The sequence below is a fragment of the Bradyrhizobium sp. genome (assembly GCF_027451485.1).
In the GTDB taxonomy this organism is placed as follows: Bacteria; Pseudomonadota; Alphaproteobacteria; order Rhizobiales; family Xanthobacteraceae; genus Bradyrhizobium.
The window spans coordinates 11,450-34,986 of sequence record NZ_DAIDJE010000175.1 but is presented as its reverse complement, the minus strand read 5'-3'; the positions used below and the strand labels follow the sequence as shown (position 1 = coordinate 34,986).

The window sequence follows — 23,537 nt, the reverse complement described above, 5'->3', positions numbered from 1 at the left end:
GTTGGTAATACCGTCACCTAAGCGCGACGGTCTTGCGATAGAGCGCGCCGTAACAGGCTGCCGAGACGCTCCAACTGAAGGACCGTGCCATTGCGCTCCGGCGCATCGCATCGAGGCGATCCTTCGCAAAGAAGGCCGAAAAGGCGCGACGAAGGCCGCCGACGAAGGACTCTGTCGAGGGTTGCGAGAACAGAAACCCGGTTTCGCCATCGGTAATCGTCTCGGCGAGGCCGCCAGTCTGGTGGCCGATCGGCAACGATCCGAAGCGCTGGGCGTACATCTGGCTCAGCCCGCACGGCTCAAACCGCGAGGGCATCAGCGTGAAGTCGCTGCCGGCGAATATCCGCCGCGCCTGCGCGTCGTTGAAGCCGATGGCAACGCCGATGGCGTCAGGCCGCCGCCGATGCGCGGCAACCAGCGCTTGCTCGATTTCGGGCTCGCCGCGGCCGGTGACGACGATCTGCCCGCCGCCATTGATGATTTCGTCGGTGGCCGACAGCACGAGGTCGATACCTTTCTGGTGTACGAGACGTGCGACGAGGCCGAACAGGGGGCCGCGCGACAAGGCAAGTCCGAATTGCTGACGGATGTAGTCCGCATTCGCCTGTTTGCCCTCCCAGTCGCCGGCGCCAAAGGGCTGGGCCAACTGGGTGCAGGCGCTCGGATCCCAGCTTTCGTCAATGCCGTTCAAGATGCCCGTCAGTTGCGCGGCGTCCGAGCGGCGCCGAAGCAGGCCCTCGAGGCCGCAGCCGAGTTCGGGCGTGGTGATCTCCCTGGCATAGGTCTCGCTGACCGTCGTCAGATGCGAGGCATAGTTGAGGCCGCCCTTGAGAAACGACAGCTTGTCGTAAAATTCGAGCCCGTCGATGTGAAAGGAGTCCGCTGGCGCCCCGATCCGTCGCAACGAATCCTTCGCGAACAGGCCCTGGTACGCCAGATTATGGATGGTCAGGATGCTCGGGATCTTGCTGCCGTTCCAGGCGAGGTAGGCCGGGAGAAGGGCCGCCTGCCAGTCGTTGGCGTGGACCAGTTCGGCTGCCCAATTCTCGTCCAGCTTGCCAGCGGCGAGTTCAGCGGCGACAGAGGCCAGGCGCGCGAACCGGATATCGTTGTCCGGCCAGTCGCGGCCGCTCTCGTCGGCATAGGGATTGCCGGGCCGATCGTACAGTTCTGGACACAAAGCCACGTAGACCGGCAGGCCGTCCTTCGTCGCGCCGAGGCCAAGGGAGCAGGCCGGCATCTCCGCAAGTGGCGGCGACCGGCCGACGATGTCGATATGCGTGAATTGTTCGACAACTTCGCTGTAGCCGGGAAGCAAGACCCTGACGTCGGTCCAGCGCCTGAGTGCCCGGGGAAGAGCGGCGGACACGGCCGCCAGGCCTCCGACCCGGACAAAGTCATCCATCTCCGTCGTAACAAACAGGACTCGCACAACGCCCTCGCACGCTGCCGTCGCTAACGCGATCTATGCAAGATCAGTTCCAATCTCCATGCCGCCGACCGCATAGGCAGTTGCCGCATCAACAGCGATTCACCGGCGCCTCGTTGGCCTGTGCGCTTTTCTGCGCCGCCAGCTCGCTTTAGTGTCCCGTCGGAATCGGTGGCGGTCAGCCAGTCCAGAAGGGGAGTTCCTCGATGACGATAACGGAAATCGATGAGCGGAATGCGACAGGGAGCCTCCACGGCCTGCGCGTGCTCGATTTCTCGACCACCATTGCCGGTCCGCATTGCACGAGGATGCTGGCGGATTTGGGCGCGGAGGTCATCAAGGTCGAGCCGACCGACGGGGAGACGATGCGAATCCGTCCGCCTGTCCGCAATGGTTGCTCGAGCCTGTTCGGTCAGCTCAATGCCGGAAAGAAAAGCCTCGTGCTCGATCTCAAGACGCCTGAAGCGATCGAGGTCGTCCATCGTCTGGTGAAAGGCGCCGATATTCTCGTTGAGAATTTCCGGCCCGGCGTGATGTTGCGGCTGAAACTCGACTACGCGTCCTTGCGGCCGCTCAATCCGAAGCTCGTCTATTGTTCGATCTCCGGCTACGGCCAGACTGGTCCGTCGGCGGCGTTGCCGGCCTATGCGCCGGTGATCCACGCGGCGTCCGGCTACGATATCGCGCATCTTACCTATCAACCAGGCCGAAACCGGCCGGACTATTGCGGGATCTACCACGCCGACGTCCTGACCGGCGTCTATGCTTTTGGCGCGATTTCGGCGGCGCTCTACCAGCGCTCCCTCACCGGCGCAGGCCAGCACATCGACGTATCGATGCTGGAATCGATGCTCACCTTGACGCCGACCGAGGTCCAAGCGGCGCAATTCGAGTTGCCTCCGCCGAGTCGCCCGATGTTCGGCCCGGTCGAGACTGCCGACGGCTATGTCATGGTGGCGATCGCCAGTGAAAAGACCTTTCAGGGCCTCGTCCGTGCCGCCGGGCGCCCCGAATGGATCAGCGATTTCCGTTTTGCGAAATATGCCGACCGCCGACGTCACTGGAACGAACTGATGGATGGCGTCGAAAGCTGGTCGCGCACCGTCACGACCGAAAGATGCCTCGCCGATCTTTCCGAGCATGGCGTGCCCTGTTCGGCGTATCGAACCGTCGCCGAGGCGATGGAAGATCCGCAACTTGTCCATCGCGGCGCGCTGGCCGAGGTGGAAGACGGCGGCGGCTCCTTCAAGGTCGTGAACCTGCCGTTCCGGATGTCCGGCGCCAGGGTTTCGGCCGGAAAACGCGCGCCCGCGCTCGGCGAACACACGCGCGCAGTGCTCGGAGAGGCGGGTTTTTCGCAACATCAGATGGCCGCGATCTCCGAAAAATCGCCGCCGGCTTGAGGCCGTCTGCCGGCCTTGCGACGGACGCGGTTTCCGGCCTATCAAACCCAACAATGAACATACGGGAGCGAAACGATGAAGAGTTTTAGGGTCGCCGAGTTCAACGCGCCGCTGAAGGAAATGGACGAGCCGACGCCGCAGCCTTCCGGCACGCAGGTCTTGATCAAGGTGAAAGCTGCTGGCGTCTGCCATAGCGACCTCCACATCTGGGAAGGCGGTTACGATCTCGGCCATGGCCGCAAGCCGCTGTCGCTCAAGGATCGCGGCGTGTCGCTCCCGCTCACGATGGGACACGAAACCGTCGGTGAAATCGTCGCCTTCGGCCCCGAATTGACGGAGAGCGACAAGCACGGCCTTAAAGTCGGCGACATCGTGCTCGCCTATCCCTGGCTCGGCTGCGGCAAATGCAAGACCTGCCTCGGCGGCGACGAGAACATGTGCATCGTCAAGCCGAGCGCGCTCGGCGTCTATTGCGACGGCGGCTATGCCGACCATTTGACGGTACGGCATGCAAAATACCTGATCGACTTGAAGGGACTCGATCCCGTCACCGCCGCACCTTACGCCTGTTCCGGCGTCACCACTTACAGCGCGCTGAAGAAAGTGGAGGCCGCGTTCGACAGTCCGATCGTGATTTTCGGCGCCGGCGGCCTCGGCCTGATGGCGCTGTCGCTGCTGAAAGCGATGGGCGGCAAGGGCGCGATCGTCGTCGACATCGACGCGAGAAAGCGCGAAGCGGCGGAAGCGGCGGGGGCGCTGGCAACGGTCGACGGCGGCGCACCCGATGCGCTGGAGCAATTGGCCAAAAAGGCCGGCGAGCCGATTCGCGCGGTGATCGATCTCGTCGGCAATGCCAAGACCGCGCAGCTTGGCTTCGACTGCCTGACCAAGGGCGGCAAGCTCGTGATCGTCGGCTTGTTCGGCGGCGGCGCGCCCTGGGCCTTGCCGCTGATCCCGATCAAGGCGATCACCATCCAGGGCAGCTACGTTGGCAATTTGCGCGAAACCGAGGAATTGCTCGATCTCGTGCGCACCAGGAAGATAGCGCCAATCCCGGTGACGCCGATGCCGCTCGCCAAGGCCAACGATGCGCTCACCAGCCTGAAGGAGGGCCGGTTGGTCGGACGGGCGATTTTGACGCCGTAAGGCCGTCGACGGCCCGGCCTCATCCTTCAAGATGCCTGCCGACGTGCGCTCCTCAGGATGAGGTTCACACTCCGAGTGAGGAGCGTGGTAACACCACGCCTCTCGAGCCATGAGACCACCAAAAACAAGATCCAGGGATCCTCTATGTCTGCCAATACTGCGTTCCATATTGCCGTGCTTCCCGGCGACGGCATTGGTCCCGAAGTCATGGAGCCGGCGCTGGAAATCCTGCGCCAAATCGAGAAAACCACGCACCTGAGCTTCCGTTTCACCGAGGCGCCGGCCGGGGCGAACCATTACCGCGAGACCGGCAGGTCGATGCCGGATTCCACGATCCGGCTGTGCGAGGAGGCGGATGCCATCCTGCTCGGCGCCTGCGGCCTGCCGTCCGTGCGCTATCCCGACAACACGGAGATCGCGCCGCAGATCGAACTGCGCATGCTGTTCGATCTCTACGCAGGGGTGCGCCCGGCACGCCTCATTCCCGGCGTGCCGAGTCCGATCGTCGGCGCGGAACAGCGCGGCATAGACCTTGTGGTGATCCGCGAATCCACCGAAGGCCTGTTCGCCTCGATGGGAAAAGGCGTGATCACCCATGAGGATGCGCGGGAGACCCTCGTCATCACGCGAAAGACCTCCGAGCGGCTGTTCGAGTTTTCCTTCAAACTCGCCGAGCGGCGCAAGAAGCGCGGTCGGCCCGGCGCGCTGACCTGCGTCGACAAGGCCAACGTTTTCAAGGCCTTCGCGTTCTTTCGTGAAATCTTTGACGAAGCCGCCAAACGCCATCCGGATGTGAAGGCCGACCGTCTTTACGTCGATGCCTGTTCGGCCTTGCTGGTGAAGCGCCCCTGGGACTTCGACGTCATGGTCACGGAGAACATGTTCGGCGACATCCTCTCCGACCTGACCGCAGGCCTTGTCGGCGGCATGGGCATGGCGCCGTCGGCGGACATCGGCGACCGCTATGCGGTGTTCCAGCCCTGTCATGGCACCGCGCCCGACATCATGGGGCAGGGCAAGGCCAACCCGACCGGCATGATCCTCTCTGCCGCGATGATGCTGGACTGGCTCGCCGGCAAACATGGCCTCGAAACCGCGGCGGAGGCCGGCGAACGCATCGAACGCGCGGTCGACAAGGCCTATGCGCAAGGCATCAGGCCGACGGAATTCGGCGGCAAGAACGGCACCGCCGACATCGGCAACGCCGTGCTGGCGGCGTTATAGGTTAGGCACCCTTTCACTTCTCGTCATTCCGGGGCGATGCGAAGCATCGAGCCCGGAAGCCATTTCTCCTCGCGTCACGTGGGCACATGGATATCGGGTTTGCGCTAACGCGCGCCCCGGAATGACGGGAAGACATGATCCATCCCTCCCGCGGCGCGATTTCGCGCCCGGGTTTCTCAAAACATTGTCCCTCTTGATGAGAAGAGGGCGCGGGGAATGCCGGGCGTTTGGCGCGCCCGCAGCCTCGCACGCAAAAGAAAAGCGTACGAGTGTAGTCACCGCAGGTTCGCCGAAAACGTTCCGGCATTCCCCGCGCGACAGTTTACGACTTATTCCGTGCTCTCCTTGGTGACCGGGCTTTCTTGCCACCATCGCGGGCGTGATTGCCGCAGCATCGCGCCAACTTGATATCGGCGTCGGGATATCAGGACCACACGACTTCGCCGTCCGCGCATCGTGCGTTCGTCTTGCGCACGACAAGCGTCCATCGCATCCCGCACCCAACGTTCGTGACGATCGCGATACGCCCCTCTCTTCGGGTGCGAGACGGGGAAGTAAAGCCACTGATTTGCCCGACGGCACAAGCAAAGCGCCTGCGACAGATTGGCACGACGGGCAAATCAGTTGTTCGGCGCCGATCGCTGTCAAGAGCAAACCGCCGGTCCCTAGCGTGAATGTGATTAACAGAAAAACTGTACAGGTAGGCTGTATATATGCCAGCGTTGGGCTCATGAGCGCGACCCGCCCGAGTTCCGAAGCAACACAAGCCGTCGCCCTGGTGGGCGAGTTGCGGAGCGTGTTTTCCAGATTGAAGCGCCGTTTGCGCGAGCAGGCCGACGTTGGGGATTTCAACGACGCGCAGAAATCTGTCTTGCTCAGGCTGGAGCGCAATGGCCCGGCGACCGTGTCGATGCTGGCGCGCGCCGAGGGCGTGCGTCCGCAGTCGATGCGGATCACGGTGGCGGCGCTGGAAGCGGCAGGCGCGGTGAGCGGGAAGGCTGACCCCGAAGACGGCCGGCAGACCTTTGTCAGCCTCACGCCGTCCTTTGTCAAAGTGCTGAAGACCGGCCGGCTGGCGCGCGAGGACTGGCTGTTCCGCGCCATCCAGGCGCAACTGACGCCCCGCGAACGAAAGCAACTTGCCGCCGCCGTCAAGCTGCTCGGCAAGCTGGCCGACTTCTGATCAGACAAGGGAAGGTGGACCATGGACTGGCTGTATCTCGTGTCCTATTTTTTCGGCGGCGCGTTTCTTTCCAATGCCGTTCCGCACTTCGCCAGCGGCTCGATGGGACGTCCCTTCCAAAGCCCCTTCGCCAGGCCGCCCGGCGAGGGGCTTTCCACCTCGACCGTCAACGCGGCCTGGGGCGCGCTCAATTTGGCGGTCGCCTATGTTTTGATATGCCGCGTCGGCGCCTTCGACCTGCGCTCCACCCTCGATGCCGTGGCCTTGGGGTTGGGTTTTCTCCTGATGGGCCTGTTCGCCGCGCGCCACTTCGGCCGCTTCCACGGCGGCAATTCGCCGGAGTGAGCCGATGGCAGCAACCGACGAAGATCAGCGCGATGCCGCGCCGGCCAGTCAGCTCTGGCGAATTTCGTCCGTCGCCATCCTGGGCGCGTTCTTGTCGCAAATGGACGCGACCATCGTCAACGTCTCGCTTTCGAGCCTTGCGCTTGAACTGCATACGACGCTGTCGAACGTCCAGTGGGTGACGAGCGGCTATCTGCTGGCGCTTGCGCTTACCCTGCCGTTGAGCAGCTGGCTTGTCGATCGCATGGGCGCCAAGGCGCTTTACCTCTGGTGCTTTGCGGCCTTCACGCTCACGTCCGCGCTCTGCGGGCTGGCATGGTCGGCAAATTCCCTGATCGGGTTTCGCGTACTGCAAGGCATGAGCGGCGGCCTGCTGGCGCCGATGGCGCAACTGATCATGGTGCGCGCGGCGGGCCAGCGCATGGCGCGCGTGTTCGGTTTCGCCGCGATGCCGATCCTGCTTGCGCCGCTGCTCGGGCCGGTGATCGCGGGTGCGCTGTTGCGGTATGCATCGTGGCGCTGGCTGTTTCTGGTCAACCTGCCGTTCGGCGCGCTCGCGCTCGTGCTCGCCGCGTTGTTTCTTCCGCACGACCAATACAAGAGGAGGCCGCGCGGCCTCGACCTGATCGGCCTCGCGCTGCTGTCGCCGAGCGTCGTGCTCTTTCTTTATGGATCGGAACGGACGACCGATCCGTCGGGCCTTGCGGCGCTTGCGATTTCCACGCTGCTGTTCGCCGTCTTCGCCTGGTGGGCGAGACGACGAAAGGACGATGCGCTCATCGACCTGCGGCTGTTCCGGGACAGGATTTTTTCCGCCGCCGTGGTCACGCAATTTTTGATGGTGGGCAGCTCCTACGCCGGGCAGATGCTGGTCCCGGTCTTCCTGACGCGGGTCGGCGGTCTGTCGCCAAGCGACACCGGGCTGCTGCTCGCCGCGCAGGGGCTCGGCATGATGTGCACCTATCCGTTCGTGGGGTCGCTGGTGGAGCGGCTGGGCAATCGCAACGTGTCGGCCGGCGGCGCGTTGACGGCTCTCGCGGGCACGCTACCCTTCGTCTTTCTCGCCAGTCACGGCCTTGCCGACGTCGCCGCCGCGGCCGCGCTGTTCGTGCGGGGCACGGGCTTGAGCTGTATCGGCATTCCGTCGATCTCGGCGGCTTACACCTCGGTGAAGCGGGACGACATGCCGATGGCGGCGACCGCCCTTAATATCGTCATGCGCATGGGCGGACCGACGCTGACGACGATCTGCGCGACGTTTCTCGGCTGGCGTCTCGCCGCCCAAACCACGGCGCCGGTTTCGAACGCCTATGGGGCCGCGTTTATCCTGCTCTGCGGCTTCCACCTCGCTTTGTGTGCCGCCGCCCTGCGCCTTCCGAACAGAGTCCAACGCTTGTGACGAGAGCGGAAAGGCTGGAGAGCTGCCGGTGATTTGCCCGGCCACGAGAGGTGGCAAAGGCAAAATCAGGTGCCACAACTTCGTAGGGGCAAATAAGGGCTCAAGCGAGCGCCTGTCCCTATGACCGAACCTGGCTACTCGTTCCGCGGCGCGATGGATTCCGGGCCTGCGCCGTTCGGCGCATCCCGGAATGAAGGAGGTTGGGAAGCGATCACCGCCCCTTGAACTGCGGCTTGCGCTTTTCCATGAAGGCCTGGCGCCCCTCGCGGAAATCTTCCGAGTCCATGCAGGCGGTACCGATCGCCTTGATCGCCTCCATATCGCGTTCGTCCTTGTCCTTCAGCACCTGAGCGATGGTGATCTTGGCCGCCTTCACTGCCAGCGGCGCGTTGGCGGAAATCGTTCGGGCGACCTCCAGCGTTTCGTCCCACAACTTGCCATCCGCGATTACGCGATCGACCAGCCCGATCCGCAAGGCTTCAGCGGAATCGATCCTCAACCCGGTGTACAGGATAAGCCGCGCCTGGGACGGTCCGACCAGCGAGACCAGGTGACGAAGGCCCTCAAAGCCGTAGGCGATGCCGAGTTTGGCGGCGGGAATGCCAAACTGGCTGCCTTCGGCGGCGAAGCGGATGTCGGTCAGCATCGCCACTTGCAAGCCGCCGCCGAGGCAAAAGCCGCGGATGCACGAAATCGTTGGCTTGGGAAATTCGGCCAGCAATGTGCGCTGGCTATCGCTCTGGCGGTTATACGCTTCGGCGGCTTGCGCGTTGTGGCGGTTTTTCTCGAACTGGCTGATGTCGGCGCCTGACATGAAGGCCTTGTCGCCGGCACCGGTCAAAATCACCACGCGTACGGCGTCGTCCTCGCGCAATTCAATGAGCGCCGTACCCAGCCCCTCCCACATCTCGATCGACATGGCATTGCGCTTGTCCGGATTGTTGAAGGTGACGATGCCGACGCCGTCGACGACGCTTTTGAGGATTTTGCCCTCGGCATAGGAGTCTTGGTCTTGTGCTGGGGTGTCGAGCATTGGGGAGCCTTCGGGTGGATTGCTTTACGCCCGCAATCAAGCACCGGTTGGCGGAAGCCGCAATGGCGGCCGGGGCTCAGACCCGTATCGCGCTTCGGCAACCCGTCTTGCGGAGCAAGAAAGTATGGGACGGTCCGGCCGGGACAAAGGAGACGTGCGCATTGCCTTGCAATGGGCATAATGCCGGAGCTCAAATTTGAACTGCTGCCTGTTTCATCGATCGTGATTCGCGATTGCCGCTCCGGGATGATTGCGTCCCGTCAATTCAGTTCGGCACGTGCAGGGGGTATTTCATGCCCAGGCGCATCATTTTGCTCTCGGACGGGACGGGTAATTCCTCGGCGAGCTTCTGGCGAACAAATGTTTGGCGCATGTTCTCTGCGCTGGAGCTGTCGAGCAATGATCAGATCGCATATTACGATGACGGGGTCGGCACGTCGTCGTTCAAGCCGCTGGCTCTGTTGGGCGGGGCGTTCGGCGTGGGCCTCCGCCGGAACGTGATCTCGCTCTATAAATTCGCTTGCCGAAATGTCCGCGAAGCGAATGACGAAATCTATGGCTTCGGATTCAGCCGTGGCGCCTTCACCATTCGGGTGGTGATCGGCCTGATCCTCGATCAAGGGCTTATCCCCGCAGGCGCCATCTCCGAGACGGAACTGGATCGGCAAGCGCACAAGGCCTATCGCGCCTATCACAAGAGGCATTTCCATACGAATTGGAGCCTGATCCTTAAACGGATCAAGCAATGGCTTGGCAAAGATGCACCGGAGAAAAGTGTTGTGCCTCCGGATCGGAACGTACCCGTTATCCGTTTTCTCGGCGTCTGGGACACCGTTGCAGCCTACGGGCTGCCGATCGACGAGATGACGCGTGGCGTCAGCCAATGGCTGTGGCCGCTGGAAATCCCCTCGCACACCCTGCACCCAAGCGTCCGGCGGGCATGCCACGCGTTGTCGCTTGACGACGAACGGACGACATTCCACCCGGTGCTGTGGAATGAGAGAAATGAAAGTCCGCACACAGGTTCATCCAGGTTTACCAAAGACGAGAGGATCTCCCAGGTCTGGTTTGCCGGCGTTCATGCGAATGTCGGCGGCGGTTATCCGGACGATTCCCTTGCACAAATACCGCTGTACTGGATCGCCCAGGAAGCCAAGGCTTGCGGTTTGACCTTCAAGACCGCCAATCCAGAGGCCATTGCCGAGATCAAGGAAGCGCAGGACAAGGACGGGCGGCTGTACGATTCGCGGAGCGGATTTGGCAGTTACTATCGCTACGGCCCGAGACGAATTTCGCGGCTGTGCAACGAGCGTTTCTCGCGAACACTGAATGATGAAGTATATGTGGCGGCGCCAAAGATTCACGAAAGCGTATTTTGGCGCATCAAAAACAACGCACATGTTTATGCCCCGATCGGCATTCCGCACAATTATGAGATCGTCATCAACGTGCCAAAGCCAAACGGCATCGATTCTGATTTCAGGATCGACGCTTTGCCAACGTCAGATGCCGGCTCGCCCGTTCTTTTTGAGCGGCAGGCGGATGCCGAGGCAAGAGTGGTATTAGAGCGGCGCGCGATCTGGCCGCGCGTCTATCTGCGTTCCCTGTTGTATCTGGCGACGGTGCTGACGACCGCATTCTTCATCGTCTTTCCGATGACGGGCCGGGCCAATGTCCTTCTGGTCAATCGAAACAGACTCGCGTGGGTTTCCGATCTCATCCAGACAGGCAGTGGGTTCTTGCCGGGATGGGCCTCATCCTGGCTCGTTTCATACGCGCAGTATCCGTGGATGTTTCTGATCCTGGCCATGCTGCTGCTGGTGCTTTTGTGGAGCAGTGTAAGAATTGCGGCTGACATTACCGACAAAATGGGCTTGCTCTGGAGAGACGCGCTCGCGCATCGTCAGCCGGCGCCGGCACAACGTCCCACCAACGAGCTCAATGTCAAAGATCGAGTCTTGGTCGGCATTCGGTCAAGCTGGCGCGACTACCTGGGACCCGCTTTATCGGCCGTTGCCATCGTCTATGCGATCGTGACCATCCCGAGCCACTGGTTGTTCACCGCCGTTGATGACGCCGGGTTCGTTTGCGAGTTCAGCGGTAGCAAGAACTTGAGGGACATTCCCGCCAACGGGATCCTGTTTTCGTTCGATGTTTCCAATCCGTGTTTTGCAACCGGCTACCGACTCGCACGTCTCCAACGATATTTCGTCTGGACCACGCCCGACATCGCCGAACTTAATAGGGAATACAAGAACTACAAGTCGGCGGGCTCCTGTACCGCGGCTCCCGACGAAAGGCTTGTCAACGGCAGTGTTTCTACGGATGCGCGGGGGTACGATACGTTCCGCAACGAACGCGGTTCAACGCTGAGCGTTACTGCGATGATTTGGAGCGCGCTACTGCTGCCTCTGAAGCGACATTACGGACAGCCCTGGTTTCAGCCGGTCGCCCGCTATGGAGCCATTGGCAGTCAGTTCGATTTCCTGGAACCAGATCCAGACCCGAGGTTCACGAGAATCTCCGAATACGTTTCGCCGAAGGTGCCGGGAGAACTCTTTCTTTACGTCAATGATGCCGTGACCCCAATTCCCGGATGGCAGCCGTTCTATGGCGATAACAGCGGATGCATTAGCTTTTTCGTCAAATAATGTCGGAGAAAGGATGTCGCCGTCGGCAGTCGCGCTATCGTGCGAAGAATTCCGGGCGCAAAGCGGTCGTTCGTGGGGGCGCAGTGCAGGGCGATAGAGGTCGTGCTGCCGTCGTCGCCTGCCGTAAGCCCAATGCACGGATCGCCAACGTCCTTAACAAAGACTTAGCGGGTTTGGTTTAGGCTCTCAGGTCGATTTGATGGGAGAAATCTCATGCGACCTATCATTGCCATTCTCGCCCTGATGATCATGGCCGGTTGCCAGCAAGAGACCGACGTTACAGGTTCGACCTCGAACAGTTGCGCGATCAATCTGTTCCCTGGTTACAATCCGAAGGATCTGAATCAGTGTATGGCGGTCTGTTCAAAATGCGGCCGGGGCACCACCGTAACTTGCTCGACCTCGTGCAAGCTGAGGGGCGCCGGGTAAGGGATCGCACGTAGAAACCGGCCTCGCTCGGCTGCGCCTCGAGGACGGTGTCGCCGGTTACCGTGCCGTCTGCGCCACCGGGCTCCTAACGCCAGCGGCGCTGACGAGGATCGTCGGCGACGCCTGTGTCAGGGCTATCACCGCCCGGGGAAGCCGATCATGTGGCGCGGCAGTTGCGCGCCAGCTTCTTTTGGCCCCGATCGGCCGTGCCTGCGGCTCAGGTCACCCGGTTGCCGCCAGATCAGTCTTCGTTCGCGGCGATCGATTCCATCAACGAGACGAGTTGGCGCTGCACCGTCTGATCCTTGATCTTCGAATAGGCGCGCAGCAATCTCAGGCTGAAGGCACTGTCGAGGAACAACAGGCTCTCAACTTCACGGGCCTTGTTGTCGCCGTCGTAGAAGAAGGTGACCGGCACATCAAGCGCAGTGGCAATCTGCTGAAGGCGGGCGGCGCCGACGCGATTGACGCCCTTCTCATATTTTTGAACCTGCTGGAAACTGACGCCAAGTTTTTCCCCAAGCTCGGCCTGAGAAATCTTCTGCTCTACACGCCGCAAACGGATGCGCTTGCCGAGCTCGATATCCGGCTTGCCCGCGCTGCGTTGTTTCATCTTTTTGGCGATCGATTTGTTCATACTGGTTCTACCATCCTCACTCGTTGAAGCGCCTGAATATCCGGAGGCGCCTTCCGATTTACGGGTTACTGACTTTATTCTCTAATAGGCTTCTAATAGGCAAAATCCACACTCAAATCCGGAAAGTTACAGAATATCCAGCTCTTCTAGCGGCAACCTTAACGGCCGTCAAAGTTGAATGATACTCGTAATGCGACAAGAGCGGCAGATCTTCGAGGGGCCATCTGACCGCGTGTCGTGCAGGCGATCGAACGAAGCGTGCTCGAGTAGGCTCATTTCCCCAATACTTTCATACCTAAGGATCGTCCGGCTATCTTGGCAAGCAGCGAGGGATACTACAACCTGGCTTTGCGTTGGCGGTGCGGGACTTTTTGCCGCGTTTGGCCTTGTGCACCGGAATCCCGCGGCTATACCCTCAGGCTGCACCCGCCTTAACCCGGCAGGTGTTACGCTGCCGGGTTTTCGCGGTGCAGCAGCGCGCGGGACGGCAAAGCCCAGGCAAAAACGGGCGCAGCCATGCGCCCGGTCGTAGCGGGGGGCGGGGATGTCACAAATCTGTGTAAGGACGAAAACTATCTTCTCTGTCCTGATACTGTCGAACTTTTGTAGGGCAGAGCGGTGTTGGTTCAGCACATGCCCCGATCACGCGGGAATTTTCGCAGGCTCGGTAACGGAAACACGCTGTGGCTCAATTTGAAGAAAATCTCCGGGCCGTGCTGGCAACACTCGAGGAATGCCAGGCGTCCCTGATCATGAACGGTGATCGCGACACGGCACGACTGCTCTCGGTCGCGATCCTGGAACTGCGAATCAAACTCCACGGGATCGAGGACTCGGACTTGAAGGCCTTGTGCGACGCGATGCTGCGGGAGATGGAGAGCGCCTCGACGTCCGCCGCGCCGAAAGAGCAACAGGGCGCGCGCCCGCGTCCGCCGGTGTCCCTGAAATTGGTCAAATAAGGCCGCCGTCCCGGAGGCAAGGCCGCGGGGACGTGATTTTGCGGATTTTCGCATATCCGCTAATGAACGCACATCATGATCCATGACGTCTCCATCCCCGCCGCGCTGATCGCCGGCCTCATCAGCTTCTTGTCGCCTTGCGTGCTGCCGCTGGTGCCGCCCTATCTGGTCTACCTGACCGGGGCGACCATCGAGCACGTAGAAAACAATGAAGCCGAATCGGCGTCCCGTCGGGCGGTGATGCTTTCGGCAGTTCTGTTCGTGCTCGGTTTTTCAACCGTGTTCGTTGCACTCGGCGCCAGCGCCTCGCTGGTTGGGAGTGTCATTCATGCCTGGTCGGCCGAACTGTCGGTCGTTGCCGGCATCGTCATCATGGTGATGGGCCTGCACTTCCTCGGGCTGACGCGGATTGATCTGTTGATGCGGGAAGGACGCCTCCCCATCCCCAAGCCGGTCGGGCTCTGGGGTGCTTATCTGATGGGCCTCGCCTTTGCGTTTGGCTGGACGCCCTGCATCGGGCCAATCCTGGCGGCCATCCTCTCGATTGCGGCCTCGGAGACCACGGTTGCGAAGGGTGCGGGCCTGCTCGCGGTCTATTCGGCCGGGCTTGGCATTCCGTTCCTGATCGCAGCATTCATGGTCGAGCAATTCTCTTCGCTGTTTACGCGGATGAAACGGCATCTCGTGCGCGTCGAACAGGCGATGGGCGTGCTGCTGGTTCTGACCGGCATCGCCTTTCTCACCGGCGGCGTCTCGGCGGTCAGCGTCTGGCTGCTCGAAACCTTCCCCAGCCTGCAAAGCATCGGCTGATCGAGCCTGAGGGCTGATCGCCCAAACGGAAAATCCGCTAGATATTGCTGTCGGCGATCGCCGAATAGATCATGGTGCGCAGCTCGCGCCGAATCGGCGTTGCGGTCGATGGCAGCACCTGGGTCATGAAGATGGCGATCAGTTCTTCCGCCGGATCGATCCAGAACGATGTCGTTGCGGCGCCGCCCCAGGCATATTCGCCGCGGCTGCCGGCAATCAGTGTCTGCGCCGGATCGAGGGTCACGGAAAAGCCCAGGCCGAAGCCGATGCCGTGATAGGCCGCCTCCGAAAACAGCGATCGCGAGAGTTCGGGCAGCGTCTTGCCGCCGGGTAGATGATTTGAGGTCATCAGGTCGAGCGTCTTCGGCCCGATCAGCCGGATACCATCGAGCTCGCCGCCATTGAGCAGCGCGCGGCAGAAGGTCAGATAATCGGCCGAAGTCGAGCACAAGCCGCCGCCGCCGGAGATGAAAGAAGGCGGCGCCAGGAAGGAGGAGGTCACAGGATCGTCCTGAAGGGTGAGGCCGCCCTTGCGGTCGGCGGCATGAAAAGTCATCGCGCCCTGCGGACTGGCCGAGTAACAGGCCGCCAGGCGGTCGGCCTTTTCCGGCGCGACGAAGAAGCCGGTGTCGTTCATTTCGAGCGGATCGAAGATGCGCTCCTGGAGGAACTCCTCGAACGGCTTGCCGCTGATCAGTCCGATCAGGTAGCCAATCACGTCGGTCGAGACCGAATAATTCCAGGCCTCGCCCGGCGAAAATTCCAGCGGGATCTTGCCAAGGTCGGCGATCATGGATTGCAGCGTGCCTGCTTTCTCGACCTCGCCGATTTTCAGCTCGCGATAGGCCGCGTCAACATTGCCGCGCTGCTGGAAGCCGTAGGTCAGCCCCGACGTGTGCCGCAGCAGGTCGACGATCTGCATCGGGCGCGAGGGCTGGCGAGTGAGGAAGGCCGGCCACACGCCGGCCTGGAACACGCCGAGGTTCTTCCATTCCGGGATATATTTGTGAACGGGCTCATCGAGCGCGACGCGGCCTTCCTCGACGAGCATCATGAAGGCGATGCTCGTGATCGGCTTGGTCATGGAATAGATGCGATAGATCGTGTCGTCCTTCACCGGCACCTTGCGCTCGAGGTCGGCGAAGCCCAGCGACGAATTGTGGACGAGGTGGCCGCGCCGATAGACCAGAAGCTGGGTTCCGGGAAATCGGCCGGCCTCGATATACCGCTCGCGTAGATGGTTCTCGATCCGGTCGAAGACGCCCTTCGACATGCCGGCGACTTCGGGCGAGGTGAGAGCAAGCGAGGCTGCCATCGGATTTCATCTCCTGCAAAGGTAATAGCCGAAATCGGACCGGCATTCCAATCCCGTCCTGCTTACCTTGATCCGTCAGGTGGTGTAGTCTTTTTCGCAAACAGGCATAACCCCAAGGACAAAGCAAGAATGCCCCAATTCAACGAGACCGAACTCACCGCCGCCGTCGTCAAGAGCTTCGAGGAAGTGCAGAATCCGCGGGTGAAATTCCTGATGGAGGAATTGACGAAATCGTTGCACGAATTCGTTCGCAAAACCGATCTCACTTTCGCCGAATGGGAATATGCGATCGATTTCCTCACCCGTGTCGGCCAGAAATGCACGCCGAGCCGGCAGGAGTTCATCCTTCTTTCCGACGTGCTCGGCGTCTCGATGCTGGTGGACGCCGTCAATCATCGCGAGCGCGAAGGCGCGACCGAGACCACCGTGCTCGGGCCGTTCTATGTCGGCGAGCACAAGGTGATGCCGCATGGCACCGACGTTTCGCCCAATCTGGAAGGCGAGAAGATGTTCGTGCAGGGCCGGGTTACTGACCTGAACGGCAAACCGCTGGCGAACGTTCCAGTCGACATCTGGCATGCAGACGATGACGGCTGGTACGATTCACAGAAGGCGGATTATGAGACTGCGGGCCCATCCTCACGCGGGCGCTTTGTCACCGACGCCGACGGTCGGTTCTTTTTCCGCACCATCTTGCCTTGCAGTTACCCGATCCCGACTGATGGTCCGGTCGGACAGATGATCCTGGCGCTGCACCGTCATCCGATGCGGCCGGCGCACGTGCACTTCCTGGTCAATGCGCCCGGCCATGAACCGCTGGTCACGCATGTCTTTGTCGAAGGCGACAAATACATCGACAGCGATGTCGTGTTCGGCGTCAAGAACGAATTGATCGCCAAGGTCGAAAAGCGCACCGACCCGACCATGCCGGACGGCAAACCAGCGCCGTCACCCTGGCATCTCATGACCTACGAATTCCGCCTCAAGCCGGGTCAGGGCGTTGCGCCGAAGCCGCTGGCGGCGGTGACCGAAGATGCTTGAGGAGCTTGTTCATCTCTCTGTTTGCGGGGAGACGCCCAGTTCGTCTTCGGCCGTAGTAGGTGAGCGCGCTTTCATCGTAGCGTGGCCCAGTCCGCACTCGATCATGAGATACTGATGAGCGTCGGACCGGCGCAGCGGCCCGACGATCGCTTTTCGGCCAGCGAGTCTCAGTCGTCGTTGATTGGCGATTGAGCGGCGAAGCGATCTGACGCCGCGGTTTTGGAAGGACAGGGACCCGCCTCGAACTCCCGCGTCGAGTCGCAATTAGCATGTGTAGAGACTGCGCACGGGCCTGCTGACGCTGCGATCAGCGGATGACTTCCGCTTCGGCTCCCACTCTTTATTTAGGCGCATCTGCTTTAAGCGCATCTGCCCAGTGTTTGTGCTGCGCACAACAAATGTGCGGGTGCAAATTTTGGATGCGGCTCGGCGGCCGGAAAAAATCGTCGGCCAGCCTGGCAACTGTCTAAAACGATGACGTTTTTCTCGATGCGGCGGCTTGGCACGAGGTTTGAATAACGTCTTTCCGACGCCATCGATGCCGTCGCCGAAAAGCCATTCATCCGACCAGTGGGCGTTCAACCGGGCTTTGCCTGGAACGTGCTGCGCTGCCTTCGGATGGCGACCCGCCAGGCCCCCTTCACGCAAAAGGAAGCTCCATGAGCACGAAAGACCCGACCTGGATTTCAGACTGGAAACCCGAAGATCCCAGTTTCTGGGAAACCAAAGGCAAGGCGGTCGCGCGCCGCAACCTGATCTGGTCGATCGTGGCCGAGCACATTGGATTTTCGGTGTGGCTGATCTGGAGCATCGTTGCGACCAAGCTTCCCGCAGCGGGCTTTCACTATACGACCGATCAGTTGTTTCAGCTCGTCGCCATTCCGGGCCTGATTGGCTCGCTGATGCGCTTTCCCTATACCTTTGCGGTGACGACGTTCGGCGGCCGCAACTGGACGATCTTCTCCGCCTCCGTGCTCTTTATCCCGACCTTCGGGCTCGCTTATTTCGTCAGCCATCCCGAGACGCCGTTCTGGCTGATGCTGCTGGTGGCATCGACTGCCGGCCTTGGCGGCGGCAATTTCGCCTCCAGCATGGCCAACATCTCCTTCTTCTATCCCGACCGCATGAAGGGCTGGGCGCTGGGCCTGAACGCGGCGGGCGGCAATATCGGCGTTTCCAGCGTTCAATTGATAACGCCGATCCTGATGGAAGCCGGTCTTATCAATCTCTATCAGGCGACGCCGGTATCGGGTGTCTATCTTCAGAATGCCGGCTTGATGTGGGTCCTGCCGCTGATCGTCGCCCTGTTCGGCGCCGTTTATTTCATGAACAACCTGACCTCGGCGAAGTCATCGTTCAAGGACCAGGTCGCCATCGTCGGGCGCAAGCACACCTGGATCATGTCCTTCATCTATGTCGGAACGTTCGGATCCTTCATCGGCTACTCGGCGGCGTTTCCGCTGCTGATCAAGACCCAGTTTCCGGCGATCACCATCGGCATTGCGTTCCTCGGGCCGTTGGTCGGTTCGCTCGCGCGTCCGCTCGGTGGTCTGCTCGCCGACAAGATCGGCGGCGCGATCATCACGTTCTGGAATTTCATCGCGATGGCCGCCGCCACCATCGGTGTCATCTATTTCGTCGGCAACAAGGAGTTCGCCGGCTTCCTCGTGATGTTCCTGATCCTGTTCGTCACCACCGGCATCGGCAACGGATCGACCTACCGGATGATCCCGTCGATCTTCCGCGAGGAGAACCTTCGCAAATCACAAGGCAAGGGCGAGGCCGGCCGCGCGCTGGCGATCAAGACCGCGAGCATTGAAAGCGGGGCGGCGCTCGGCTTTATCGGCGCGATCGGCGCCTGCGGCGGCTACTTTATCCCGAGCGGCTTCGGCAAGTCGATCGCCATGACCGGCGGTCCGCAGTTCGCGCTCGTCATCTATCTCGGGTTCTACGCGATATGCCTCGCCATGACGTGGTGGTTCTATCTGCGCCGCACTCCTGCGGAAGCGGGTGCAACGAGCCTTGCTCAAGCGCGCGTCTGAAGCATGACGCCGTCGGGCAAGCGCGGCTTTCAAGATCGGTCTCGGCCCGCAGACCGAACGTGATGACGGCAGAAGCAACAGGCAGGAGAAAGATATGACACCCGATCAAGTCAAACTGGTGCAGCAGAGCTTCTCGAAAGTAGCGCCGATCTCCGATCAAGCGGCGGCCATCTTTTACGACCGCCTGTTCGAGGTCGCGCCGCAGGTCAAGGCGATGTTTCCCGCCGACATGACCGAACAAAGGAAGAAGTTGATGGCGACGCTCGCGGTCGTGGTCAACGGTCTGAGCGATCTCTCCTCGATTCTGCCGGTGACGAGCGCGCTGGCAAAACGCCACGTCGGCTATGGCGCAAAGCCGGAGCACTATCCCGTGGTAGGTGCCGCCTTGCTGTGGGCACTGGAAAAGGGACTTGGCGAGGAGTGGACATCTGAAGTGGCGGCGGCGTGGACCACGGCCTACGGCACGCTGTCCGGTTTCATGACCTCCGAAGCCTATGGCACGCCTCTGGCGGCCGAATAGGAGCAAGAAGGTGAGCGAATCTCTCGTCATCGTCGGCAACGGGATGGCCGCGGCCCGCCTGGTCGACGAACTCGCCAGGGTCGCGCTCGGACGCTATGCGATAGCCGTCATCGGCGACGAGCCGAGGCTTGCCTATAACCGTGTTCTGCTCTCCTCGGTGCTCGCGGGCGAAACGGCTTCCCACGAAATCGAGCTGAGGCCCGCGAGCTGGTGGCGGGATCGCGGCGTGACGTTGAAATATGGCTGTGCCGTCAGTGAAATCGACGTCGGCCGCCGCGAGCTCAAGATCGCAGGCGAGGAGAGCGTCGGCTTTTCAAAACTGGTGCTCGCAACGGGATCCTCGCCGCTCCGCCTCGACGTGCCCGGCGCCGGGCTTTCCGGCGTGAGCTCGTTCCGCGACAGCCGCGACGTCGACCTGTTGCTGGCGCTGGCGGCGGCGAAAAAGCGTGTGGTCGTCATCGGCGGCGGCCTGCTCGGCCTCGAAGCGGCGTACGGCGTTGCCAAGGCGGGCGCTCCGGTCACGCTGCTTCACCTGATGGATCGGCTGATGGAGCGCCAGCTCGATGCGCCGGCGGCAGCGCTTCTTAAGTCGCTGGTCGAGAAAAAAGGCATCGACGTTCTACTCAACGCGAACACGGCCCGCATCCTCGGGCAGAGCCGCGCAGAAGCCGTCGAACTTGCCGATGGGCGCCAGATCGATGCCGATGCGGTAATCTTCGCCGCCGGCATCCGTCCGAATGTCGCGCTGGCGAAAGAGGCGGGCATTGCGGTCAATCGCGGCATCGTCGTCGACGACCGGCTTCAGACCGGCACCGATGACATCTTTGCGCTCGGCGAATGCGCCGAACACCGCGGCATCTGTTATGGCCTGGTCGAGCCGGCCTACGAGCAGGCGAAGGCGCTGGCGCAGCATCTGGCCGGACGCAGCGCCGCCTATCAGGGCAGCGTGGTGGCCACCAATCTCAAGGTATCCGGCGTCAACGTGTTTTCCGCAGGCGAGTTTTTAGCGACGGACCGGAGCGAAGCGATCGTGTTCAGCGATGTCAGGCGCGGTACCTACAAGAAACTCGTGATCGAGAACGGCCGGCTCGCCGGCGCAGTGCTGGTCGGCGATACGGCTGATGGACGCTGGTACCTCGAACTGATCCGTAATCGCGAAAATATTGCAGGCGTCCGTAGAGACATGATGTTCGGCCGTGCCGCGGCAAGCTTGGCTGCTGCCGCATGATCGAACAAGTGCCATGACCTCGGTCGATCCCGCGCTGCGGGCAATTTCCACCACCTGTCCCTATTGCGGCGTCGGCTGCGGCGTGCTGGCCACGCCGGACGGAAGCGGCGCCGCCGCGATTTCCGGCGATCCCGCGCACCCGGCCAATTTCGGCCGTCTGTGCTCGAAGGGCTCGGCGCTGGGCGAGACGCTCGGCCTTGAAAATCGTCTGCTCTATCCGATGATCCGTTGCAGCAACGGTGCGATGGAGCGGATCGCCTGGACCGACGCGCTCGACAATGTTGCGCACCGCCTTGCTCATATTGTCGCGCGCGATGGTCCCGGTGCGGTGGCGTTCTATCTGTCGGGGCAGCTGCTGACCGAGGACTATTATGTCGCCAACAAGCTGATGAAGGGATTCATCGGCAGCCCCAACGTCGATACCAATTCGCGGCTATGCATGGCCTCTTCCGTGGCCGGGCACCGCCGCGCATTCGGCGCCGACACGGTGCCTGGAACCTACGAGGACCTCGACGAGGCGGATCTTTTGGTGCTGGTCGGATCCAATGCCGCCTGGTGTCATCCGATCCTGTTCCAGCGCATGATGGCAAACAAGCAGCAGCGCGGCGCGCAGATTGTCGTCATCGATCCGCGCAAGACCGATACGGCGGAAGCCGCCGACCTGTTTCTGGGCGTGAAGCCCGGTACCGACGCCGCGCTGTTTGCCGGATTGTTGGTGCATCTCGCCGAAAACAATGTGCTCGATTGCGATTACATCGAGCACCACACCTCGGGATTCGACGAAGCGCTTGCGCACGCCCGCGGCCTGGCGGGCGGCGTGACGGCAACCGCGCTGGCAACCGGCCTCTCCGAGCAGGAAGTCGCAGCGTTCTTTCGGCTGTTTGCCGCGACGCCGCGCGTCGTCACGCTTTATTCGCAAGGCGTCAACCAGTCAGCGCAGGGCACCGACAAAGTCAATGCCATCCTGAACTGCCACCTCGCCACCGGTCGGATCGGCAAGATCGGCGCTTCGCCGTTTTCGCTCACCGGCCAGCCGAATGCGATGGGCGGGCGCGAGGTCGGCGGGCTCGCCAATCAACTCGCCGCGCACATGAACTTCACGCCGCCGGAGATCGATCGCGTGCGCCGCTTTTGGCAAGCACCGCGGATCGCCACCCATGAAGGGCTGAAGGCAGTCCAGATGTTCGAGGCGATCGGCCGCGGTGAGATCAAGGCGCTTTGGGTGATGGGCACCAACCCCGCGGTGTCGTTGCCGGAGGCGGATGCCGCGCGTCGCGCATTGAGGAAGCTCGAACTGTTGGTGATCTCCGAAAATGTTCTCTCGAACGACACCGTCGCCGCCGGTCCGCATGTGCTTTTCCCGGCGCTTGCCTGGGGCGAGAAGTCCGGCACCGTCACCAATTCCGAGCGGCGCATCTCGCGTCAGCGCGCGTTCCTCCCGGTGCCCGGCGAGGCGCGTCCGGACTGGTGGATCGTCAGTGAGATCGCCAAGCGCCTCGGTTTCGGCGCGGCATTCGATTATGGTTCGGCGGCGGCGATTTTCCGCGAACATGCCGCACTCTCGGCCTTCGAAAACAATGGCAGCCGCGATTTCGATATCGGGGCTTTGAGTGATGTCAGCGACGAGGCCTTTGGCGCGTTGACGCCAATGTTGTGGCCGCAGCGCGCCGGCGAGACCGGTCAGCAGCGATTCTTTGCCGGCGGCGAATTCTTCACAGGCGACCGCAAGGCTCGCTTCGTCGCGCCTGAACCGCCGATGCTGCGGACCGAGATCCATGAAGGGCGTCCGCTCCGCCTCAACACCGGGCGTATCCGCGATCAATGGCATACGATGACGCGCACCGGCACGAGCGCGCGGTTGGGTTCGCACCTGCCGGAACCCTTTGTCGAGGTCCATCCGGACGATGCCGCTCGATATGGTCTGGCGGACGGGTCCTTTGCCCGGATCACCACAGATCACGGCCAATGCACGCTCAAGGTCGTGGTCACCGCGAAGCAACAGCGCGGTATGCTATTCGCACCGATCCACTGGAGCCAAGCCAATGCGTCGGCGGCGCGGGTTGGCGCGCTGGTTGCGCCATTGACCGATCCGTTCTCCGGCCAGCCGGAAGCCAAGGCGACGCCGGCTTCGATCGCGCCTTATAACTACGTATTCCGCGGCTTCGCGTTGTCACGCAAGCCACTCAGCCTGCCCGACCACGCCTGGTGGGCGCGCGCCGCGATCGGTGGCGGACTGGGTTATCTCATTGCCGATAATGCTGACCTGAAAGACTGGTCGTCGTGGCTGCGTTCCGTCGCGGGCGACGAACTTGCCGAATACAGCGATTTCGGCGATGGCGTCTATCGTGCGGCCTCCTTCGCGGATGGCGCGATTGAGACCTGTCTATTTCTCGGGCCGGCGCGTGACGCCGGCGACTGGGAAGTCGCGAAAGAGCTCTTTGCGGTCGCCGCCTTGACTGACGAGCAAAGGCGATTGCTGCTGTCCGGCAAGCCGGTGCAGGGCCTTGCAAGCACGGGGCCGATCGTCTGTGCCTGTTTTGGTGTGGGGCGCACCACGATCAGCGAGACAATCGCGGCCGGCGCGGGCTCGGCGGCCGAAATCGGCGCGCGGCTCAAGGCCGGCACCAATTGCGGCTCGTGCATTCCCGAATTGAAGCGCCTGATTGCGCAATCGGGAATCGGCCACAAGCACGGGAAGCTTGCCGAAGCAAGTTGATCGACCCCGGAAGCTCTCTCCTCTATG

18 protein-coding genes are annotated in these 23,537 nt (G+C 61.8%); 14 read left to right on the top strand and 4 right to left on the bottom strand.

What is annotated here, in order from left to right:
- Nucleotides 1-13: 13 nt before the first annotated feature.
- The gene (gene glgA, locus NEZ08_RS21235) at nt 14-1,432 is read right to left on the bottom strand and encodes a glycogen synthase GlgA (protein WP_298111368.1); all 1,419 of its coding nucleotides are present in this window, start codon (nt 1,430-1,432) and stop codon (nt 14-16) included.
- Between the two features lie 203 nt (nt 1,433-1,635).
- Between glgA and NEZ08_RS21230 the strand changes: the two genes are divergently transcribed.
- From NEZ08_RS21230 to NEZ08_RS21205, 6 genes are all read left to right on the top strand, one after another.
- Nucleotides 1,636-2,832 (top strand): CaiB/BaiF CoA-transferase family protein, encoded by a 1,197-nt coding sequence (locus tag NEZ08_RS21230; protein ID WP_298111366.1) that lies wholly within the window; start codon nt 1,636-1,638, stop codon nt 2,830-2,832.
- Nucleotides 2,833-2,907: 75 nt separating this feature from the next.
- Entirely contained in the window at nt 2,908-3,978 is a 1,071-nt protein-coding gene (locus NEZ08_RS21225; protein ID WP_298111364.1) for an alcohol dehydrogenase, read from the top strand.
- A 144-nt stretch (nt 3,979-4,122) separates the two neighbouring features.
- Nucleotides 4,123-5,202, top strand: a complete 1,080-nt coding sequence (locus NEZ08_RS21220; protein ID WP_298111362.1) for an isocitrate/isopropylmalate dehydrogenase family protein — start codon at nt 4,123-4,125, stop codon at nt 5,200-5,202.
- 568 nt (nt 5,203-5,770) lie between these two features.
- Nucleotides 5,771-6,385, top strand: a complete 615-nt coding sequence (locus tag NEZ08_RS21215; protein ID WP_367278446.1) for a MarR family winged helix-turn-helix transcriptional regulator — start codon at nt 5,771-5,773, stop codon at nt 6,383-6,385.
- Between the two features lie 21 nt (nt 6,386-6,406).
- Complete coding sequence (locus NEZ08_RS21210) at nt 6,407-6,730, top strand: hypothetical protein (protein ID WP_298111360.1); 324 nt, start codon at nt 6,407-6,409, stop codon at nt 6,728-6,730.
- A gap of 4 nt (nt 6,731-6,734) precedes the next feature.
- A complete protein-coding gene (locus NEZ08_RS21205) occupies nt 6,735-8,129 on the top strand; it encodes a DHA2 family efflux MFS transporter permease subunit (RefSeq protein ID WP_298111357.1) in 1,395 nt (464 codons plus the stop codon).
- 211 nt (nt 8,130-8,340) lie between these two features.
- Here NEZ08_RS21205 and NEZ08_RS21200 read toward each other — a convergent pair whose 3' ends face one another.
- Entirely contained in the window at nt 8,341-9,162 is an 822-nt protein-coding gene (locus NEZ08_RS21200) for an enoyl-CoA hydratase (protein WP_298111351.1), read from the bottom strand.
- A gap of 293 nt (nt 9,163-9,455) precedes the next feature.
- On the opposite strand from NEZ08_RS21200, the gene NEZ08_RS21195 reads away from it, so the two are divergent.
- Nucleotides 9,456-11,813: a DUF2235 domain-containing protein gene (locus tag NEZ08_RS21195; protein WP_298111348.1), complete on the top strand. Its 2,358-nt coding sequence runs from the start codon at nt 9,456-9,458 to the stop codon at nt 11,811-11,813.
- Between the two features lie 670 nt (nt 11,814-12,483).
- Here NEZ08_RS21195 and NEZ08_RS21190 read toward each other — a convergent pair.
- A complete protein-coding gene (locus NEZ08_RS21190) occupies nt 12,484-12,879 on the bottom strand; it encodes a helix-turn-helix transcriptional regulator (protein WP_298111345.1) in 396 nt (131 codons plus the stop codon).
- Between the two features lie 683 nt (nt 12,880-13,562).
- On the opposite strand from NEZ08_RS21190, the gene NEZ08_RS21185 reads away from it, so the two are divergent.
- Nucleotides 13,563-13,838: a hypothetical protein gene (locus NEZ08_RS21185; protein WP_298111342.1), complete on the top strand. Its 276-nt coding sequence runs from the start codon at nt 13,563-13,565 to the stop codon at nt 13,836-13,838.
- Nucleotides 13,839-13,913: 75 nt separating this feature from the next.
- Nucleotides 13,914-14,648: a cytochrome c biogenesis CcdA family protein gene (locus NEZ08_RS21180; RefSeq protein ID WP_298111339.1), complete on the top strand. Its 735-nt coding sequence runs from the start codon at nt 13,914-13,916 to the stop codon at nt 14,646-14,648.
- Nucleotides 14,649-14,685: 37 nt separating this feature from the next.
- Here the strand turns inward: NEZ08_RS21180 and NEZ08_RS21175 are convergent, their stop codons facing one another.
- Nucleotides 14,686-15,963, bottom strand: coding sequence for a serine hydrolase (locus NEZ08_RS21175; RefSeq protein WP_298111336.1), 1,278 nt, complete (start codon nt 15,961-15,963; stop codon nt 14,686-14,688).
- Between the two features lie 129 nt (nt 15,964-16,092).
- Between NEZ08_RS21175 and NEZ08_RS21170 the strand changes: the two genes are divergently transcribed.
- The 5 genes from NEZ08_RS21170 to NEZ08_RS21150 all read left to right on the top strand — a co-directional run bounded on the left by NEZ08_RS21170 (nt 16,093) and on the right by NEZ08_RS21150 (nt 23,510).
- On the top strand, nt 16,093-17,004 hold the full coding sequence (locus NEZ08_RS21170; RefSeq protein WP_298111333.1) for an intradiol ring-cleavage dioxygenase: 912 nt from the start codon (nt 16,093-16,095) through the stop codon (nt 17,002-17,004).
- 659 nt (nt 17,005-17,663) lie between these two features.
- Complete coding sequence (locus NEZ08_RS21165) at nt 17,664-19,046, top strand: MFS transporter (RefSeq protein WP_298111330.1); 1,383 nt, start codon at nt 17,664-17,666, stop codon at nt 19,044-19,046.
- A gap of 94 nt (nt 19,047-19,140) precedes the next feature.
- Nucleotides 19,141-19,566 carry a globin family protein gene (locus tag NEZ08_RS21160; RefSeq protein WP_298111327.1) on the top strand — a complete coding sequence of 142 codons (426 nt, stop codon included), beginning with the start codon at nt 19,141-19,143 and terminating at the stop codon, nt 19,564-19,566.
- 10 nt (nt 19,567-19,576) lie between these two features.
- Entirely contained in the window at nt 19,577-20,794 is a 1,218-nt protein-coding gene (locus NEZ08_RS21155) for an FAD-dependent oxidoreductase (protein ID WP_298111324.1), read from the top strand.
- Nucleotides 20,795-20,807: 13 nt separating this feature from the next.
- Nucleotides 20,808-23,510, top strand: coding sequence for a nitrate reductase (locus NEZ08_RS21150; RefSeq protein ID WP_298111321.1), 2,703 nt, complete (start codon nt 20,808-20,810; stop codon nt 23,508-23,510).
- Nucleotides 23,511-23,537: the final 27 nt, after the last annotated feature.